The sequence below is a fragment of the Chitinophaga pinensis DSM 2588 genome (assembly GCF_000024005.1).
Lineage (GTDB): Bacteria > Bacteroidota > Bacteroidia > Chitinophagales > Chitinophagaceae > Chitinophaga > Chitinophaga pinensis.
In genome coordinates, this window is sequence record NC_013132.1 from 7262490 (window position 1) to 7281891 (window position 19402).

Consider the following 19402-nt stretch of genomic DNA (forward strand, 5'->3'; position numbering starts at 1 on the left):
CCGGAGATACAACTGCCGCCCGCGTGAGCGATTGAAGTGGAAAGCCCGCAGGTACGAGGACTTGGAACGGAAAGCGCGGTGCCGACAGGCACACGCCCTCATTCCTTATTAGCCTTTATAGGCTTCTTCTGTTACTTTTTCCAGCCAATCCACCACTTTCCCGTTCAGGTTCTCCTGGATGGCAATATGTGTCATTCCCGTTGTAGCGGTAGCACCATGCCAGTGTTTTTCGTCTGGCTCAAACCAAACCACGTCGCCCGGACGTATTGTTTCCACCGGGCCGCCTTCCCGTTGCGCCCAGCCACAACCAGCAGTTACAATTAACGTCTGACCAAGTGGATGCGTATGCCAGGCGGTTCTTGCCCCTGGTTCAAACGTCACACTTGCAGCGGCGCCTCTTCTTGATTCATTGGCGTCGAATAGTGGATCTATCCTCACATCTCCTGTGAACCAATCTTGCGGACCTTTAACCGAAGCAGTCGAACCGACCTTTGTAATTTTCATATTTCTGATCTAGTTATTTAAGTAATAATCCGAAGATGTAACCATTAAATCCGTTTAACAACTTTCGTGTCCCGCTTTCAATTTATCGGATGTCTTTTATATCGCAAAGGTCCGTGAAAATTGGCTTTCAAGGTAAAGGAATTCAAAGAAATAATTAAGAATTTCAAATCAGCATTTTCCTGAATGCGGAAGGGGAAGTTCACTTTTGTCCTGCCAGTTGAAATAGCCTATCCGTTGAGCAATCAGCCAGCTATTATTTTCGCGGATGAAACGATCATGGTAAACAGCTCCGATATCGGTCTTTATTCTTTTATCGTTCTCTATACCGATCAATGTAACGAGGCAATAACAGATGCCGGTAGCTTCATCTCCGTCAATGGTCAGTTGTTGCTGACCATTAAAATGGTAAACGGTTTCATAGTCTTTCAACAGATCGGCAAACGCTTCTTCCATTGCTTTACGGCCTTTCAGTTTTAAAATGGCGGTATCTCCGGCGAAGGTTTCTGATATTCCATTTTCGGTAAACAGCTGTACCTGTGCATGTACGTCTTTCCTATCTGCCAGGATAGAGACTTTATCAACAAGTTCTTTGAGCGCTATTCTATCAGCTAATTCCTGTATGTGCATGTTTATATTTTTGTGGGATTACAGTTAAAAAGAGACAACACGCATACGTGCTGTCTCTTCTATTTATTTATCAACCGTGAGAACAATCTTGCCCTGGATGTGACCATGCGCTGCCCGTTCATGTGCTTTCTGTGCATCGGCGAGTGAGAAGGTGCTATCGATAGCCACGCGAATGGTCTTGTCATCCAGCAGACGTCCGATTGTTTCCAGTTGCGGACCATTAGAGCGTACCTGTGTCATGGAGACTGTGATACCTTTCTTCACAGCCTCTTCTCCATCAGAGAAGCCTAAGAATACCGGGAACAATGCGCCGCCACGTTTGAGGGTGTGCAGGAAGCGACCAGTAGTCGGACCACCCAGTGTATCAATAACTAGATCGATATCCTTTGCAACGTCTTCCGGCGCCTGTTGTGTATAGTCGATGAATTCGTCTGCACCGAGTGCACGGAGGAATGTTTCATGCTTACCTGAGGCTACTGCGATCACGTGTGCGCCTTTCCATTTAGCGAGTTGCACGGCAAAGTGCCCCACACCACCAGCAGCGCCATTTACGAGGACGGTTTTACCCTCCAGCGGTACAGGACGATGCGTTTCCGGCTGAAGCGGGTTCTGTACATCATGGCCCAGTTCTATGAGGAACTGCCATGCGGTAAGGGCTGCCATCGGCGCAGCTGCTGCCTGTACGTGATCTATGCCAGCCGGTTTGTGTGCGAAATCCTGTGCGGGCGCAGCGACATACTCCGCATAGGCGGCGCTGTCTCCGAAGCTGGGAAAGCGGACCATGCTAAATACTTCATCTCCTACGGAGAAGCCTTTTACATCCGGTGCAATGGCTTCAACGACACCCGATATATCTGTACCTGGGATAACAGGCATAGGCATCGATGGACGCCATTCCGGCGGGAGCGATTTATATCCCTCGCGCAGGTACCAGTCCGGCGGATTAATACCTACGGCGTACACACGTACGAGCAATTCTCCTGCCTTCAATACCGGCAGCGGTGCATCTTCATAGCGTAATACTGCTGGTCCGCCGAATTCGTGGATCCTGACAGCCTTCATTGTACCAGTGCTTTTGGTTACATTATTTTCCATTTGTTCTGTTTTATCGTGTTTTAAATATGATTTCAGTGTAGTAAATGCATAGCTCCGCAGCAGGGTACTATGTGTAGTAACCTTCCATTGCGTTGCAGCCAGTCAGTCAAATCTGCGATATAGTAATGAGGGGAAAGTGTGTTTCCGTTGTCAGTTAAAGGATTTTCTGAAAACATTTGGCGCCAGGTTGGTGTGGCGTTTAAACAGCTTATTAAAAGACTGGGGGTGTTCAAATCCCAGTTGGTACGCGACTTCGGCGATGGTTAGCCGGGTGGTGCTTAAAATCATTTTCGCTCTTTCTATGAGCCGGTCATGGATATGCTGTTGTGCGCTTTGTCCGGTTAATGACCGGAGCATATCTGTCAGGTATCTGGGCGACACCTGTAGATGGCCTGCTACTTCCGGAACGGTAGGTATACCACCTGACTGATCCGCAAAGCGGGATTCCAGGTAGGTATTCATCTGGGTGATCAGGTCATGGTGAATGGCTTTACGCGTCAGGAACTGCCGGTTGTAAAAGCGATTGCTGTAGTTGAGCAGTAGTTCGATCTGAGAAACCAGTACGTCCTGGCTAAAGGCGTCTGTGTTGTTGTCCAGTTCGTCGGCGATGTTGGCAAACAGGCCGTCGATCTTTTTCTTTTCCTTATCAGACAGGAAGAGGGCTTCCTTTACTGCATAAGTGAAGAAGCCATACTGCTGGATCGTCTTCCCTAAAGGGTAATTCCGGATCAGGTCGGCGTGAAACAACAATATATAACCATCGAGGCAGCTTTCTTCTCCGGACATAGTGACTACCTGGTTGGGCGCTAAAAAAGCCATGCCTCCTTCTTCAAAATCATAGTAGTCCTGGCCGTATCTTATATGACCGCTGAAGTCCCGTTTAAAGGAGATCTTGTAAAAGTCGATCATAAAGCTGTGACCGACGAGATCGTGGCCGACTTTCTCTGCATCATAGTTCACCAGGGCGATCAGCGGATGCAGCGGTTTAGGCAGATCCAGGTCCCGCATAAACTCGGAGATACTTCTATATATGATGGGCGAAGGTATTGCTTTCATGATTCAGCACTAAGTTAAGATTAATCATCTACACCTGGATGGAGGAATGTAGCTCCTGCATCCACTATACAAAGGTCAGCAAAGACGGGGAGTAAAAGTTAGCCTGGATTGTAAAAAGTGTAGTCTGAATCACGCAATACTGTTAATGCGATGGCGGTTGTTTTATGCCGGCGCTCACTTCGGTGGGCCGTGTTTCCAGGCAGGATTTATTCAAGGAACTGCAGCAGATCGGCTTACGACATGATCATTTTCAGACCCGCATTCAAAAGGTACTGGAAAAATCAGGGACTGATGATAGTGAACAGCTCTCCAAAGTGATGACGGGGAAGGCTTAAATAGCTACAAAACGCTTATCTTTAGGATAGATGGCAACTGCCAATGGATCTTAATTATTTAAGTAATAAAGCAGAGAACAACATATGTCAATAACAAAAGAATCTGAACTGATAGGAATGCAGAGAGCGAGTGAGGCGGTTGCATATACCTTAAAAGAAATGAGGACCTATGCGCAACCAGGGATGAGTACGAAAGAGCTTGACCAATATGGGGCTAAGATACTATCCAGCATGGGTGCGAAGTCTGCGCCATATTTAACATATGGATTTCCGGGATACACCTGCATTAGTGTTGATAATGAGTTTTGTCATGGTATTCCTTCAGAGAAACGTATTCTAAAAGAAGGAGATCTGATCAATATTGATGTATCAGCAGAGCTGGATGGTTTCTGGGCGGATAATGGCGGTTCATTTGTGCTGGGTAATGATATTCACCAGCATCAGAAGTTGGTGGATGCATCCAGGGAAATATTAAGAAAGACCCTTGATAATATCAGAGGGGGTGTGAAAATAGCGGATATCGGGCATCTGATGGAAACGGAGGCGAAGAAGAGAGGTTTTAAAGTGATTAAAAATCTTGGCGGGCATGGTATCGGAAGAGGGCTACACGAAGAACCGGGAGAGTTAATGAATTATAAGAACCGCTTTGATGTAAGACGCTTTAAAAAGAATTCTGTTGTAGCGATAGAAACGTTTATTTCCACCAGTTCGACCTATGCGACAGAACTGAATGACGGATGGACGATGGTAGGCAATAAAGGCGGTTATATGGCGCAGCATGAGCATACCATTGTAGTTACTGATGGAAAGCCGATTATCTTAACGGAGATGAATGAAATATTTAACTAACTGATCGTGTAATCATAAAAAAGGAGATCAACGAATTGATCTCCTTTTTTATGATTACCAGTTAGATACTGCGAACGGTGCCGGCATCGACACGCAGCAGTGCGCCGCTGACATAGTCGGCGTAAGGGCTGGCCAGATAAGCTACAGCAGCAGCTACTTCTTCCTGTCTTCCAAATCTGCCGGCATCATTGGGCACCAGCTCTTTTACTGCATTACGTTCCATTTCGGCAATATCGGTCCCCCATCCTTTTTGTGGTGCGGCATTGCGCAGCCACTGCTCTACGCCGGGATTCATAATGGCGCCCGGCGCTACTACATTGGAGGTAATGCCGGTACCTGCGAGTTGTCTAGCGAGGGAGACACTCATATTATGACGTGCGGCGAGGCTGGCGTTATAGTGAGGCTGATCGCTGATGGGTTGTATACCTAATCCGCCGCCAATATTGATAACCCTTCCCCAGCCCTGACCTTTCATTGCAGGTAAGATACGCTGAATCATGCGGACATAAGAGATCACGTTCACGTTATAAACATCCGTCCAATCCTGGCAGGAGGTATTTGACCAGGAGGTGTGTGCATAATATCCGGCGTTGTTGACCAGGATGTCTATGGGGCCACCAGCCAATGCCACCTTGGCGACATTATCGGCTCCTTCGTCCGTTGCAAGGTCGCCCAAAGCGACTTCCACGGTACCACCGGCTTCGGTAATCCGTTGTGCGACGGCCTTTGTTCTTTCCTCATTACGTCCATGTACGATCACGTGTACGCCTTCATCTGCCAGCATAATGGCAATAGCTTCCCCGAGGCCGGCGCTGGATCCTGTTACCAGTGCGCGCTTGCCCGCTAATTTGTAGTCCATGATATATGATTTATTTAAACTTGTATACTATCGTGTTCACCGTTGAGAGGGTGTTTTACCGAATACCTTTTTGTATGCGGAAGAAAAGTGCGACAGGTCTTCGAAGCCAAGATCAAGGTAGATGGCGGATGCTGTTTTCCCTTTTTTAGCGATCAGGAAATTGGCTTCTTCCAGCCGTTTTCTTGTCAGCCACCGGCCGGCGGTCGTATTGAATATTCTTTTAAAATCTCTTTTGAAAGTGGATAAACTTCTTCCGGTGAGGAAAGCCATCCGGTCTAAACCTACGTTGTAGCGGTAGTGTGTATTCATAAAAGCCACCAGGTCTATTTTGCCGGGTACATCGAAATCGAATAGTGCTTGTCCGATGGACGGACTTGTTTGCAGTAACAGCAGGACCAGTTCTTTCGCTTTTAATGACACAAGCCCCTCGCTGTACATACCGGAAGTGTCTAAATAAGGCGTCAGGCTGTTTATATAGTTTTCGAGCCAGACATCGGGCTTTAACAGTGTGATATCTTTCCCCTTGTAAGGGATTTTGTAAGAGGCACCATACAACCCTTGCATTTCCTTCAGCGTTCCCTGGTCAATGTGTACTGCAACAGATTGAAAGCCTTGCTGACCGGGACGTTTTACATATTTGGTAAGCTGGTTTCTGCGGATGAAACGATAATCGCCTGCTTTAAAAACATACATTTCATTGCCTGACCAGATCTCCTGTGTACCGGATATGATGTAGCTGAATATGTGATCGGTTACGAAGGCCTCTCCTTCTTTAAAATCACTACCGTAATTATTAAAGCGTATAACCGGGTTTTGCAGTCCGTTCGTATCGTTTGTGTTCACCATCGCGCTATGTTTACCATACAAAGGTCGGTTATCCAATGATTCGGTGATTGGTTTATCGGGTCAATCTGGTTTGTTTAAAAGGTCATGTATCAAGTTACCCGGACAGGGTGATGGCTCTTGATATTTGTCAAGTTCCTTTTCTGACATACATCAACACCGGCAGCCGTGCAGTTGCTTAGTTTTGAGGTATCAAAATCAACATATATGGCACATACTACAAAACAGCTGGAAGACAGTTTATTGGTTTATCTGGAATGACAGGGATGCGTAACCATAAAAATTATCAATAACCAGGTGTTAAAACACCTTCAGGTAGCAAACCTGAAGGCGTTTTTTAATATCTTTTAAGTATACTTGTGACTGTTAGCACCGAAGTCCCTTAACTTTTCTGCTGCCTGTGAATAAATGTTTGAATGCTATGCCGGACAAATCAGATAAACTCTTATTGCTTGATCTCGACGAAACCTTGATACATGCGACGACTGCTCCCCTGGGAGTTGCGCCGGACCTGCAATTTGATGTGTTTCATATTTATAAACGTCCGGGGTTGGAACACTTTCTTATAAATATATCCCAACATTTTACGATAGGCGTGTGGAGTTCTGCAAGCAATGAATATGTGGAGGAGATCGTGAAAATGATCACGCCGGATTCAATTGAGTGGTTTATGATCTGGGGTAAAAGCAGGTGTACGATCAGGCGGGATTATGAACTGGACAGCTACTATTTTGAGAAGCGGCTGGATAAAGTAAAAAATAAGGGGTTCAGGCTGGAGCAGATCATTATCGTTGATGATTCACCGGAAAAGTCGAGGAGTAATTATGGTAATGCGGTGTATATCGCACCATTTGAAGGAGACCGGAATGATAATGAGCTTACACATCTGTATGATTATCTCCTGACGTTGAAGGAGGTAAGTAATATACGCAGTATTGAAAAACGGGGTTGGCGTAATAACCCGTTTACGTCTTTGAATATTTCTTAGGCTTGCTACCCATGTACTGTTCAAATACCCGGGAGAAATGGCTGAGGTTAGTAAATCCTAACTGATAGCCCACTTCGGAGACTGTCAGTCGTCTCTCTTTTAATAGTCTGGCGGCTTCCTGCATTCGTCCGGACTGATAATATTCAAACACCCCTTTTCCGAAGGTCTGTTTAAACAGCTTTCGTAGTTTAGGTTCACTCATGCCTGCTTCTTTTGCCAGTGCCGCTATGTTGGGAGGTTCATCCAGCTTAGCTTGTAAACGGGCTTTAATAGCGTATATGGCTTTGATATCATCGATATGCATACCGGTGGCCGGTACTATTTCCCGTTGCATCAGCATGGTAAATACATAACACAGCAGTTCCTCGCATTTCAGTTTATAGTAATGGCTTTCCAGGGTTTCCGGAACAGGCTGGCCCAACATTCCGCTGGCGGTATTAATGATGGCTGTTGAAATACCGGTTTCAAACACAAAGTTATCTTTCCCTTCCAGTACACTTGCTACGACCGGGTGATCTATTTTTCCAAACAACTGATGCAGGTATTGTTTAGCAACGGCGATTGTCACACTGCCAAACATTGTGTTTGAAGGCATCGCTAATACAGATGAAACCGCGTGTTTACAAATCATAATATTGGCCTGTTCCGGTAAGATTTGTTCATCGGGTTGTAGTATAGAGGGGAAGATACCGCTTAACAGGAAAACAATATCCTCCTGCCCTTCTTCGAGTTTATTAGTACGCTCAATATACACATCCTCTTTCAGATAATAATTCCGGATCATCATACGTAGTTCCTTTCCCCAGGAAAAGCCGGTGATGTATCCTGTGCCCATGTTTTCAGGAATATCGATGAACCTTCCTCTGATAGCGGCGCCTATTGCATGGGCAAATTCGCGGGTAATGCCAGTCCCTCTATCCGTGATTGATATTTTCATTTACGACTATTTTAATATCAATTATGGCTGTTTTGCCTATAAAAGTAGGCATAATTTTGCTTTCAAATGGTCATAATTCAAAAGATATGTTATTAGAAATAAGAAATTAGCTATTATAGGTGGTGGTCCCGACGGCCTGACACTTGCCCGGCTGTTAAGCTCAAAGGCGTATCTGTCAAGGTGTATGAAAGATATGTTAATGAGGAAGCACGCGTACAAGGGGGCTACGCCGGACCTTTACTTTGCGTCAGGGTTAAAAGCGATTAAAGCGGCAGGGCTAATAAATCATTTATGCACAAGCGTATCTAACAGGCTACCCGCGCGGTCTTGTTGTTTAATGAACCCTTCAATTGATTTGGTAGATGGTACGTTATCTTTTTGGTATTTTTCGATTAGCGGCAACGTCTTTATTATTTTCAAAACGTTATGAAGATCTGAAATCACTACCTTGTTTTTCTCAATAGCTTTCAATAATTCGTTGTGTGGTGCTGTTTGTGCATTGTATTTCGTCTGGTTGCTGATCATTAAAAGCTTCATTCTCTCTCTTAACAGAGAGTCGCTGATTGCTGAGATCTGCTTATCTGCTGCCAGGAAATAAGACTGTACCTTCCCATTGAATCTATCAAATGATTCAGTCGAATCATCCTGGCTGCTATTCAGTTCACCAATTTTCATCTCGAGTTCTTCCAGCTTAGGATCCTTACTGACTAGCTCCTGGTAAAGGGTCTCAAGTATGTCGTCATAACCTCTTTTTGAAACAAACTCGTAGGTATTTTTATTCTCCAATGCCTTTGGTGTTTCATTTTGAGGCTTATGCTGTACCCCGTGACTATTACATGATACGAATACCAGTACTAACAGTACGGATAAGAATAATTTTGTCGTCATACAGGGACAGTAATTTTTAAGGTTTTGAGTCAGAGAGGATCTGCGAACGATCACTTTCACCTGAAGCTAATATAGCTACATTAATTGGATTTTAAAATGCCACGAAAAGTATACGAATACTACATAATAACGCAAAGGCCCGCTATCGTTGATAGCGGGCCTTTGCGTTATTATCTGCATGAGATGTCTTGCTGCTTAGAATTGCTCTAAGGTTTCATTCTGTTTAGCCACCTTCTCATTATTTTCTTTTTTCATAGCTGCCAGCTGTTGTCTGATGGAGCTGTTGCTGATACCCAGCATCTGTACTGCCAGCAGACCGGCATTACGGGCGCCATTAACACCTACTGTGGCTACAGGTATGTCGCCAGGCATTTGTACGATGGACAACAGGGAATCCCAACCATCAAGGGAGTTGGAAGATTTAATAGGAACACCAATTACAGGCAATGTAGTAATAGCGGCCACCATACCAGGAAGGTGTGCTGCGCCACCGGCGCCTGCGATGATGATCTTTAAACCACGCTCTTCAGCGGTAGCTGCATAGTCAAACATTCTTTGGGGGCTACGGTGTGCTGACACAACGCTAAATTCATAGCCTATGTCGAATTTCTTTAACACCTCTATTGCCTGACGCATGGTAGGCGCATCAGAACTGCTGCCCATAATAATGCCTACTTCTACCTGTTTCATATTTTTTAGTTTAAAATTTCCCGAATGGTTTCAGCTTTTACAGCAATGGCTTCCATTGTGCTACCTGTTATCGTTACGTGCCCTACTTTTCTGCCTATTCTGCTACCTTTTTTGCCATACCAGTGCAAATGTGCCCCTGGTATATCCAAAAGTGCTTTGAGTTTTTCTACTCTGTTTGCAGCCAATGCAGCGGTTTCCAGTAGGTTAAGCATCAACGAAGGTAAATGCAGACTGGTATCACCTAATGGCAAACCTAATATAGCGCGAAGCAGCTGCTCGTATTGTGATGTAGTGCTGGCTTCTATTGTGTGGTGACCACTATTGTGCGGTCTTGGCGCCAGTTCATTCACTAAGATCCTGTTATCTTTTGTAACAAACATCTCTACCGCCAGAATACCTACCAGCTGGAGCGCATCTGCTATCTTTTCCGCAAGGCGAGTCGCTTCTTCCTGCATTCCTTCGGCTAATTGCGCCGGAGCTACCTGAGACTCAAGTACGAATTTCTCTTCAGAAAATACCATCATCACAGGATCATAACAGGTTACAGCACCATGCTCATTTCTGGCTACGATAACCGCAATTTCGTGTTTGATGTCTACCAATTCTTCCAGCACACATGGTTCGTCGAAAGCAGTGGCGATGTCAGCACCTGATTTCAACACCATTACACCATAGCCGTCGTATCCGTTGCGGCGTTTTTTAAGACAGCCCGGCAGTTTATTTTCGTATTTATAGAGCTCATTTCTATCCTCAATGGCGTCACCAGGTACTACAGGGATATTGTGTGACAGCAGGAACTGTTTCTGGGTGAATTTATCCTGGATCACTTTAATCGTATCGGGAGTCGGGAAAACCTTTTTCCCTTGTTTTTCGAGTTCACGTAAGGCGTCGATATTCACTGCCTCCATTTCTATTGTAATAACGTCGAGGCCCTTACCGAATTCCAGCACGTCTTCATACGATTTGGGATCGGCACAGACAAAAGAAGAAGTATAACGTGCACAAGGCGCATTTGGGTCCTTGTCCATTACTGAAATGCTGAGGCCGAGGTCTATAGCGTGCCGTATAAGCATACCTCCGAGCTGACCGCCTCCTAATATTCCTACTTTCAAATTTTCAATCATAATCTTCAATTGGGATGCAAAGGTATAAAACTATTGCCAATGATGGCTATGCCATTCTGCTTATGGGACGGCCCCTGGCATATACCTAACATATATCATATATATAGAAAGTCAGATAAGACTTCCGTCCCCGAATACTAACAACCGGCATCCACATTGCCCCAAGCTTCTTAATTACATCATTTATAATGGGTTGCGAAAAACAAACCAAACCCCAACTGTAAATTATAATTATAAATCAATCACTTATGAAACAAAACCCATTTACTTAGCAGGACCGTCAGGGGGGCCGTTTTCAAAAAGACGACACATTAAACATATACAGATTCTCTCCTTCGGCCGATATGTAGGTGAACAACTCCTTTTATTACACTACAAAGTATCTACACGAGGCTATAATCCCCTTCCGTTCAATGACATGATACTTTGCTTTTAATAATTTCGCTGCTAAAAATTAGTAAATCCCTTTAACCAATGACATCATCCCCCCTGCCAAAACTCATTAGTAACGACGAAGCATTGCTTCGCTTTCATCTGGAACAGTTCGAAAACTTTAGCGAAACAGCCTTTCAAAACGTCCTTCTATTGGATGGAGATACCACCATCGACGGCGACCTGGACCAGCAATGGACAGAAAACACATTGGCATCACTAGGCGTAGCCGGTGGAGTGGAAGACACCCTGATCCTTGTAAATGGCAACTTACAGGTAGCGGGTACAATAAAACCTTCTGAAGATACTTATCCCTTTTTGCTGGTATTAGGGAATGTTCAATGCGAGGTCATTAAGAGTTATGACGAGTTCATTTATATCACCGGAGATGCAGATATAAAATATGCATTGGACGGAAATTATAATCATGGTGACATTACAATTGACGGTATCACCCGCGTACCCTATATATTAATTTCGGATCATAGCACATCTGTGAAGCCGGAAGGAGCTATTCTGATCAACTACTTCAGTGATCGGGACGATTTTTTTGCCTATGATTTTACGGTAGAAGACTTTGAGCGTGTAATGGCGCCTGAAACGTTTAATGAGAAAGGGAACTTCAGTCATTATGCATTTATAGAGGTACTCAAAACGGGCAAGTCTCCTTTAAAGGAAGGCGCACGCCCGGCAAAGCTGATACTTTTGGATGAATTAGAACAATTAGGTAAGGAGAACAGCATAGAAACGCTGGATCTTTCCGACAAAAAGCTGAAAGTATTTCCACTGGCAGTCACCAAAATCACCTCGCTAAAAAAACTTATCCTGAGTGATAACCCTATAAAAAACATACCTGCATCAATAAAGGACCTGGTAAATCTGGAGGAGTTGCATGTGGAAAGATGCAGCTTAGAAAATCTGCCGGATGAAGTTTTTACATTAAGCCAGCTTCGGGTACTGAATGTAGCCCGGAACCATAGTCTGCAACTGCCTGAAACTATCAATGCGCTGACCTCTCTGCGGACATTGTCTGTGTCGTATAATACAGGGTTTGGATTGCCTGCAAATGTGGCCGGGTTAAATAAACTCGAAGAGCTGACCTGCTATCAGTGTACCACATCTGCGCCTATAGACTTTCCGGAGGTACTCACGCAACTGACCGGATTAAAACGATTGCTGATGGGCAGCAATTCTATCAAAACCATTCCTGAAAGCTTTTTCAAGCTGCAACAGCTGGAAGAACTGGACCTGGATGCGAGCCTCTGTTATTTAAATGAAATACCAGATCTGTCGAGGCTAAAAAATCTGAAAACGCTACATGCCAACGGGTTGATTTCTTACACTACCCGTCCTTCACCCAAACAGCATTTACTTAAATCATTCTTTGCAATCACTACCCTGGAAGCATTGTATATTGACCGGCATGGTGAGCGCAAGGAAGCATTTATTAAACAAGATGCGTTTAAAGAGATAGAGGAGAACCTGTCCCATGATCCGGAAAGGTTTCAGGAATTTGCGGACAAATTAACCATCGTTCCCAATATGGTTTGGGGCGATGGACGAAAGGGCATCGTGCGGGAAGCGCTGACAGTGGAACATCTGGCGGGCATATCAAATTTACAGCAGCTGAAGATGCTGGATCTTTCATTCAATGGCCTTACCAGTGTACCTGATGAACTTTTCACATTAAAGCACTTACAATACCTGGACCTGCGTTACAACCGGCTTTCAACCAGCCAACGGCTAAAGATTGCCAGAAATCTACCTGACTGTACGATTGACTTCCGCGATAACCGGGTTGAAGATGAACAAACAAACAATGAAGATGTGCTGCAATGGCAGGCTATGAATGCCCTGATGCACAAAGCAAATGTCCTGATGGGCACCAAAAACGACCGGGAAAAACTCCTGGAATCGCTACATGTGTATGATGAAGTACTGTCTTATTTTAGCTCGGGGAAGGTGGTGGATGAATACAACCTGCTGTATGCAAACTATGGGAAAGTATACGCGTACAGTTACTTAACCTCCACTCATAAAGCTTCATTTCCAGCAAACGAGCTACAGCAATTAATGAAGGACAGTATTGAACATGGATTGCATACGCTTAGTCTGGTGCCGGCAATGATCTGGCATTTCACCAATCTGGGTGCATTTCATGAGGAGGTAACCCGTATTACCGCTAACTCGGTAGCCTGGAATCTGCATGTGTTGGCTGATTCAGAAGAAGAACTGACAAAAGCACTCCGCATCATTGAAAAAGCCATTCCTTATAGCGATAGTGAGCCTTACTATTTTATTTATGATACCCAGGTAAGGATATTATTAAAACTGGGAAATAAGGAAGAGGCGTACCAGACAGTGAAGGGGATATTAAGAAAATCGCCTGATTTCGTGGATTTCCAGGACTTCAAAACAAATGCAGACTATTTAGCCTGGTTAGAAAAATAATATCAGGTATAATAACAAAGGAGATCAATAATTGATCTCCTTTGTATTCTCATATCATTTGAACAATTCAGCTTACTTTTCAGCAACATTTGCTCTTTCTCCTGCAGTAAATGCAATCAATTTAGGCGCATTTGCGATAAAATTATCCAGGACACCGTCTGCCAGCTTTATCGGACCGTCAAAACGGGTAGCACCGGGAATGCTCCTGATAGCAGCTGCCTGTGCAGCGAAGCGTTTAGCATTGGCAAAATAGCGTTCTGCGGCATTGCTCCCACGATCAGCAGCCTGTAGCCCTGCGGCTGTCAGCTGAAGCGCTTTTCCCCATAATTGCATAGCGTCAAGCCATGGGCGGGCTTCCTGCGCAAACGCGGTATCTACAGTGCCGGACCTGATGATATCGGGAGCACCCGCAAATTCCGCTGCATGTTGTATCAGATCAGCAATAGCCCGATGCCTGGTTTCATCATTGCCATTCGCAATCGCGTCCTGTACACCATCCAGCATTGCCTTCAGTTTAGGCGCCTGCACCTGCCAGGGTTGACTACCAAAGGTTGGCGCCATATGCTGGGTATCAAAGAAGGTCAGCAAGGCGGTTGTAGCCTGTTCATCTCCACCTGCCAGTTCACGGGCGGCCGCAATCCAGATCCGCTCTCCATCATAATCCTTATCATTCCAGCCAAAAGCGGCCACTCCGGTTACAGCAACACGACTGGCTGACTCCTGGTTCATTGGATTAGACAGAATACCTGCCAGTTCTGTTGACAAGCCAGCTTCGCGTTTTAAATAAGGAGCGAGCAGCAATCTCCCTGTCGATTCTCCATAATCATTAACGGGGTAGTTATCCCACAACAGCGTCTTGCGCCCAAATGCTTTTGTTGCTGCACGCGCGTCAGGAACCGAGATAGCAGGCGGCACAACATCAGTTCCTGTCCACTGTACAACGACCTGTGAATCAAGATTTTTCCGCAAGGCTGCTTTATACGGACTCTCCTTCGCATCGTAATATTCGGTAGGCACCATAATCAGCGGAGGCGCTGTCGGATCAATGGATTTCAGGTGTGCCTGTAATCTGTTCAGTAATCTTGCTTGCGCAATACCTGCTGCCTCTGCACCAGATGGTCCAAAGGTGGTCTTATCCAGATCACAATTCCATTTGGTATACTCAATATCGTCGAGCGCTACATAGAAACTACGCACGCCTATTGAGCGCAGGGCTTTAAACTTTCTCTCCAGTGTAAGAAGGTCGCTGGAATCGGAGAAACAGATGGAGGGTCCAGGAGAAATAGCATATACAAAATTGATATGATTCTTCCGCGCCGCTGCCACCAACTTACCAAGCTCCGTTATGGTTGCATCCGGGTAAGCATCTCTCCAGCGATCCCTGGCATAAGGATCGTCTTTGGGGCTATATACATAGGTATTGGCTTTGACAGTCCCCAGGAAGCTTAGATGTTTCTCCCTGTCTGTCATGGACCATGGCTTGCCATAAAAGCCTTCAATTGTTCCGCGGATGGGCATTGCCGGATGATCCTTAATAACAAGCGAAGGAATAAACGGACGTGTCAGCAACTGGCGAAAAGTTTGCACGGCATGAAACAAACCGTCCGCATCGTGGCCAGCCAGTGTGATCAGCGCACCGTTATCTACTAACTCACTTGAAACCGTATATCCTTCCATGTTATTATCAGGCACGATCCCTTTCTTTGTAAGTGCTGCACGCACAATCGCTACGTCCGTAGTCCCGAGCATGATATAAGGACGATCTAATACCGGAGGCAGCTGCTTTGCTGTCGCAATAGTCGCTGCTCCTGCTGACGTCAACATCCTCCGCAACAGGGTTACACTCTCGGTGTCGGTACCTGGCGGCACAATCAGTACAACAGACTTACCCAATACAAAAGCGCCCCTCCCCAGTTCGATAGATACGGGTGCAGGAAAAATCGCGGGCAAGGTTACAGCCCTTGTTGATGACGGATTACCTGGTTGATAAGCGTTTTGATTCGTCTGAGCAGCAGCAGTACCGCCGAATAGCATCGCTACGGCGAAACAAGTAACTAACATTTTCATTGTCCTTTCTATTTTATGACCTGTAATGGGCGGTAAGATAGTAACTAGACTATCAAAAAAAAAATGGACAATACCGAAGCGGGATGAAAAAATTTTGGAAATAAACCTCTAGATATACCCTAGGTTAAAGATTATTTACCATCTTGTGATGCCTAAAAACCCAATATTCTAATAAACAACAGCAATCATCAAACAAGAATATTTCTTATGCGTACAAGAGTACTTTCCACGTTCACAGCATTTACGTTGATGCTGATGCTATGCAGTTTTGTACCCTCCTATTCTTCTGATGGAAAACAACAGGAGAATAAGATAACAGACAAGATTGTTTACAACAAGAAGAAACATAGTATTACCTTATCATGGTCGGCATTCGGATCTTCGGGCAATTATGTGATCACAAGAGGAGGCAGCCGCCTGGCATCAGATTTTGTGTCGGTAGGTTCGACTTCCAGATTGACATTTACAGATAATAAACCTAATGCAGACAAATACGAAAACTATTATAAAATTACCCGTGACACCATAACAATAGTCATTTCACTGGAGAAGCAGCTGTTTGGCGATAAGATGTATTTCTACGATAGAAAGTATGAAAATGCCGCAACGGCGCGAAACGAAATGAATGCGCATTTTAACACGATTGGTCTGGGCGGACCAAATGGTGAGTGGACCACAAAGCGGCAGGCATATTATTTCAAAGCAAATGTTGAGGGCCAGACTTACGATGCGGGTGGCTCGGGTTCTGCATCATCAGCAGCCGCTAATGCGATAGAATTAGGGTTTTATTCCCACATTGGTGGTTTGGGCAAAGTACCATCAGCTGTTAAACTGGGGGCTGTATTTACGAGACCTCACCTCTCAGGTGGCGCAAATGCGACCTGTACGTTCTGGCGTTCTATGGAGAATGTGACCGTAATGCGGGATTTCTCCTGGACAGTTTCTCAGTCAACCAGTGCGCGGAGAATGCAGATTGAAAGCACGTCGAAATACATTTCAGATATCGGGAATAACAATTTCTGGGGTAGCGGTGGTTTCATTGCAGATGCTAACTATACATCCTCCAGACCAAACTGGGGCGGACAACAACAATGGTACACCAGGAATACGGTCTTCCCTTCAGGTTCCGGATCCATGGGTGGCTCATACAATATGGTATGGCAAGGTTGTGTCAACTCTCCGGCAGCGGATAATGCCAACTCTCCTGTTTCTGCTACACCGGTTATCAGAGAAAAACCGTTCCTGTTCATTGGTGATGATGGTGAATACAAAGTATTTGTTCCGGCATGGCAAAAGGACAGAGTAGGACTGTCCTGGTCGGAAGCAGATATGGGTAAAGGTAAAATCCAGGATCTGCTTACCGACTGGTATGTTACCAAAGAAGGCGACACTGATGTAGAAATCAACAGGGCACTTAAAGCCGGCAAAAATATATTCTTCACACCAGGACATTATTCTTTGAATGCACCTATCCAGGTAAATAGAAAAGAGGCCATCCTCCTGGGCGCCGGTATAGCATCTGTAACACTGGAGCCTACTGAGAAAAACACCTGGGGATGTATCTATGCGGACGATAAGGATGGAATTATCATTGCCGGTCTTTTAATGGATTCATTTAATAGTACAACCTATCAGATCAGAATTGGAAATGAAGGTGCAAATGCTGATCATGCGGTAAATCCTATCCTGCTTTCAGACATCACCTGCAGAGTAGGCGGCGTTCAGTCAAAAAACATTCAGATACATGCCTCTATGCAAATAAACAGCAACAATGTAGTGGGTGACCATTTCTGGCTGTGGCGCGCGGACCATGGTTCACAACGTGGCGGAGACGCACGCTGGATTAGAGATCGTTGTAAAAACGGACTGATCGTTACTGGTAATGATGTGACACTTTACGCCCTTTTTGCCGAACACTATCAGGAATACGAGGTACTGTGGCTGGGAGAGCGTGGCCGCACCTATTTCTTACAAAACGAACCGCCATACGATGCCCCCAATCAGGCAAGTTGGAGCAGTCAGGGAGGTCGGGTACCAGGATATGCTGCATTTAAGGTAGCTAATACTGTAAAAGAACACCATAGCATAGGAATGGGGTCTTATGCAGTTTTCACAGGCACTGATGGCAACGTGAATAAAAAGAATGGTTTTGAGCTGCCTAATAGTCCGAAGGTGATACTTGAAAAAATGTGTACCACCCGTTTTGCTGGTCCGGGTAATATCCAGAACGTTGTCAATGGTACAGGTGGCAGCACGGCGACTGGTGTAAATCGGGTAGCCTCATATAATAATGGTACAGGTACGCAACCTTACGACGAGACATTTGATTTACCTAATCGGGCCTCCTATCCGGCATATATTGTTATGGAGAAGTAGCTGATAAAATAGGTTTAATAATGTAAAAGGTGGCCATTTGAAGACAAATAGCCACCTTTTACATTTGTACGGTCACAGACATTGATTACATCCTATTTCCTAAATTCACTAAATATTTATTGTTTATCAATAAATATTTATTACGTTTGCAGTGTAAACTAAAATCCCTAAAATCATTATGAAAAGGATTTCGATCATATTTCTGCAGGCAGTCCTCGTGCTTATCGGCATTGTGGCCCTTGCCATTCTGATCCGGTTTCCCTTAACTGAAGGAAGAGCTGCAAACTTAGACTTGCTTAGTATTTACTTTAACGGGTTCATCTTATATGGTTATGCCACATCAATCGCATTTTTTGTGGCACTATACAAGGCATTCAGACTACTTGGTTACATCGGACAAAATAGAGTCTTCTCCTCGGATGCTGTAAAAGCATTAAAGAGCATAAAGTACTGCGCCATCGTAATAAGTGCTTTAATTGTCTTAGCAGGACTATATATAAAGATAGCCCATGATAAAGAAGATGATCCTGCGGGTTTTCTTGCTATGTGTATCGTGACTACTTTTGTCGCTGTTGTAGTGGCAACTGCCGCCGCAATATTTGAAAAAATATTGCAGAATGCCATCGATATGAAATCTGAAAATGACTTAACAATTTAAGCTATGCCTATTATTGTAAACCTGGACGTGATGATGGCAAAGCGAAAAATATCTCTAAATGAACTTTCAGAAAGAGTTGATTTGACATTATCCAATCTTTCTATATTAAAGACAGGAAAAGCAAAAGCAATTCGTTTTAGTACCCTGGAAGCGATCTGCAGGGCATTGGATTGTCAGCCGGGAGATATTCTGGAATACGTCAATGACGAAAAAGGAACAACAAATCCCTAGCTATAAAAATCACTTAATCTTTCAAAGCTTTTGACAAATTCGGTTTCTGTTTGTCCTTCACGATAATAGAACACGGGTGGGTCATCTTCACCATTTAAGATGAAAAATGCAAACTGATAACCCTGGTGCATCCAGAAAACAAAAGCATGTGCCGGGAGTGGCCTAAAGTTATTTTCCTCTAATAGCTCTGCTGCCCATACCTGTAAGTCATGCAATTTATTGGCCTGCCATTCTGAGCCTATCATATAATTGTCAGCAGACGCCCCTGCATGAAGCATAAAATCCTTGTATACTTTAGGCAAATTTCTTTTATGCAGCTTCTCTAAAATCGTTAGTCTGCTAACAACTCGTATGTCTTTGTTAAAAAAAGCGAATAGTTTTCTCAACATTAT

Annotated in this window: 19 protein-coding genes; 7 read left to right on the forward strand and 12 right to left on the reverse strand. The window is 44.7% G+C overall.

Features of this window, described 5'->3' with window-relative positions; genetic code table 11:
• Nucleotides 1-108: 108 nt before the first annotated feature.
• The 4 genes from CPIN_RS28180 to CPIN_RS28195 form a co-directional block, all read right to left on the reverse strand.
• Nucleotides 109-504 (reverse strand): (R)-mandelonitrile lyase, encoded by a 396-nt coding sequence (locus CPIN_RS28180; RefSeq protein WP_012793283.1) that lies wholly within the window; start codon nt 502-504, stop codon nt 109-111.
• Between the two features lie 168 nt (nt 505-672).
• Entirely contained in the window at nt 673-1131 is a 459-nt protein-coding gene (locus CPIN_RS28185) for a nuclear transport factor 2 family protein (RefSeq protein WP_012793284.1), read from the reverse strand.
• A gap of 63 nt (nt 1132-1194) precedes the next feature.
• Nucleotides 1195-2226: an NADP-dependent oxidoreductase gene (locus tag CPIN_RS28190; RefSeq protein WP_012793285.1), complete on the reverse strand. Its 1032-nt coding sequence runs from the start codon at nt 2224-2226 to the stop codon at nt 1195-1197.
• A gap of 150 nt (nt 2227-2376) precedes the next feature.
• Entirely contained in the window at nt 2377-3282 is a 906-nt protein-coding gene (locus tag CPIN_RS28195; protein ID WP_012793286.1) for a helix-turn-helix domain-containing protein, read from the reverse strand.
• Nucleotides 3283-3446: 164 nt separating this feature from the next.
• On the opposite strand from CPIN_RS28195, the gene CPIN_RS39090 reads away from it, so the two are divergent.
• Both CPIN_RS39090 and map read left to right on the forward strand, forming a co-directional pair.
• Nucleotides 3447-3617 (forward strand): hypothetical protein, encoded by a 171-nt coding sequence (locus tag CPIN_RS39090; RefSeq protein WP_012793287.1) that lies wholly within the window; start codon nt 3447-3449, stop codon nt 3615-3617.
• An 84-nt stretch (nt 3618-3701) separates the two neighbouring features.
• Nucleotides 3702-4466, forward strand: coding sequence for a type I methionyl aminopeptidase (gene map / locus CPIN_RS28200; protein WP_012793288.1), 765 nt, complete (start codon nt 3702-3704; stop codon nt 4464-4466).
• 61 nt (nt 4467-4527) lie between these two features.
• Here the strand turns inward: map and CPIN_RS28205 are convergent, their stop codons facing one another.
• Together CPIN_RS28205 and CPIN_RS28210 are read right to left on the reverse strand one after the other, a co-directional pair.
• Nucleotides 4528-5325 (reverse strand): SDR family NAD(P)-dependent oxidoreductase, encoded by a 798-nt coding sequence (locus tag CPIN_RS28205; protein ID WP_012793289.1) that lies wholly within the window; start codon nt 5323-5325, stop codon nt 4528-4530.
• Between the two features lie 36 nt (nt 5326-5361).
• Nucleotides 5362-6171, reverse strand: coding sequence for a helix-turn-helix domain-containing protein (locus tag CPIN_RS28210; protein ID WP_012793290.1), 810 nt, complete (start codon nt 6169-6171; stop codon nt 5362-5364).
• Nucleotides 6172-6589: 418 nt separating this feature from the next.
• On the opposite strand from CPIN_RS28210, the gene CPIN_RS28215 reads away from it, so the two are divergent.
• Nucleotides 6590-7156 carry an NIF family HAD-type phosphatase gene (locus tag CPIN_RS28215; protein ID WP_012793291.1) on the forward strand — a complete coding sequence of 189 codons (567 nt, stop codon included), beginning with the start codon at nt 6590-6592 and terminating at the stop codon, nt 7154-7156.
• Here CPIN_RS28215 and CPIN_RS28220 read toward each other — a convergent pair.
• The 4 genes from CPIN_RS28220 to CPIN_RS28235 all read right to left on the reverse strand — a co-directional run bounded on the left by CPIN_RS28220 (nt 7134) and on the right by CPIN_RS28235 (nt 10795).
• Nucleotides 7134-8093: a helix-turn-helix transcriptional regulator gene (locus CPIN_RS28220; protein WP_012793292.1), complete on the reverse strand. Its 960-nt coding sequence runs from the start codon at nt 8091-8093 to the stop codon at nt 7134-7136. The two genes, CPIN_RS28215 and CPIN_RS28220, sit on opposite strands and share 23 nt — an antisense overlap.
• A 285-nt stretch (nt 8094-8378) precedes the next feature.
• Nucleotides 8379-8981, reverse strand: coding sequence for a hypothetical protein (locus tag CPIN_RS38790; protein WP_012793293.1), 603 nt, complete (start codon nt 8979-8981; stop codon nt 8379-8381).
• A gap of 195 nt (nt 8982-9176) precedes the next feature.
• Nucleotides 9177-9671, reverse strand: coding sequence for a 5-(carboxyamino)imidazole ribonucleotide mutase (purE, locus tag CPIN_RS28230; RefSeq protein WP_012793294.1), 495 nt, complete (start codon nt 9669-9671; stop codon nt 9177-9179).
• A gap of 5 nt (nt 9672-9676) precedes the next feature.
• Nucleotides 9677-10795, reverse strand: coding sequence for a 5-(carboxyamino)imidazole ribonucleotide synthase (locus tag CPIN_RS28235; RefSeq protein WP_012793295.1), 1119 nt, complete (start codon nt 10793-10795; stop codon nt 9677-9679).
• 474 nt (nt 10796-11269) lie between these two features.
• On the opposite strand from CPIN_RS28235, the gene CPIN_RS28240 reads away from it, so the two are divergent.
• Nucleotides 11270-13678, forward strand: coding sequence for a leucine-rich repeat domain-containing protein (locus CPIN_RS28240; RefSeq protein ID WP_012793296.1), 2409 nt, complete (start codon nt 11270-11272; stop codon nt 13676-13678).
• 72 nt (nt 13679-13750) lie between these two features.
• On the opposite strand, the gene CPIN_RS28245 is transcribed toward CPIN_RS28240, so the two are convergent.
• Nucleotides 13751-15745, reverse strand: coding sequence for a glycoside hydrolase family 84 protein (locus CPIN_RS28245; RefSeq protein ID WP_012793297.1), 1995 nt, complete (start codon nt 15743-15745; stop codon nt 13751-13753).
• A 207-nt stretch (nt 15746-15952) separates the two neighbouring features.
• Here CPIN_RS28245 and CPIN_RS28250 point away from each other — a divergent pair, with 207 nt between their 5' ends.
• The 3 genes from CPIN_RS28250 to CPIN_RS28260 all read left to right on the forward strand — a co-directional run bounded on the left by CPIN_RS28250 (nt 15953) and on the right by CPIN_RS28260 (nt 19010).
• Complete coding sequence (locus tag CPIN_RS28250; protein ID WP_012793298.1) at nt 15953-18121, forward strand: pectate lyase-like domain-containing protein; 2169 nt, start codon at nt 15953-15955, stop codon at nt 18119-18121.
• A 178-nt stretch (nt 18122-18299) separates the two neighbouring features.
• Entirely contained in the window at nt 18300-18779 is a 480-nt protein-coding gene (locus tag CPIN_RS28255) for a DUF2975 domain-containing protein (RefSeq protein ID WP_012793299.1), read from the forward strand.
• 3 nt (nt 18780-18782) lie between these two features.
• Complete coding sequence (locus tag CPIN_RS28260; protein ID WP_012793300.1) at nt 18783-19010, forward strand: helix-turn-helix domain-containing protein; 228 nt, start codon at nt 18783-18785, stop codon at nt 19008-19010.
• Here the strand turns inward: CPIN_RS28260 and CPIN_RS28265 are convergent.
• Nucleotides 19007-19399, reverse strand: a complete 393-nt coding sequence (locus tag CPIN_RS28265) for an SMI1/KNR4 family protein (protein WP_012793301.1) — start codon at nt 19397-19399, stop codon at nt 19007-19009. The two genes, CPIN_RS28260 and CPIN_RS28265, sit on opposite strands and share 4 nt — an antisense overlap.
• Between the last annotated feature and the right edge of the window lie 3 nt (nt 19400-19402).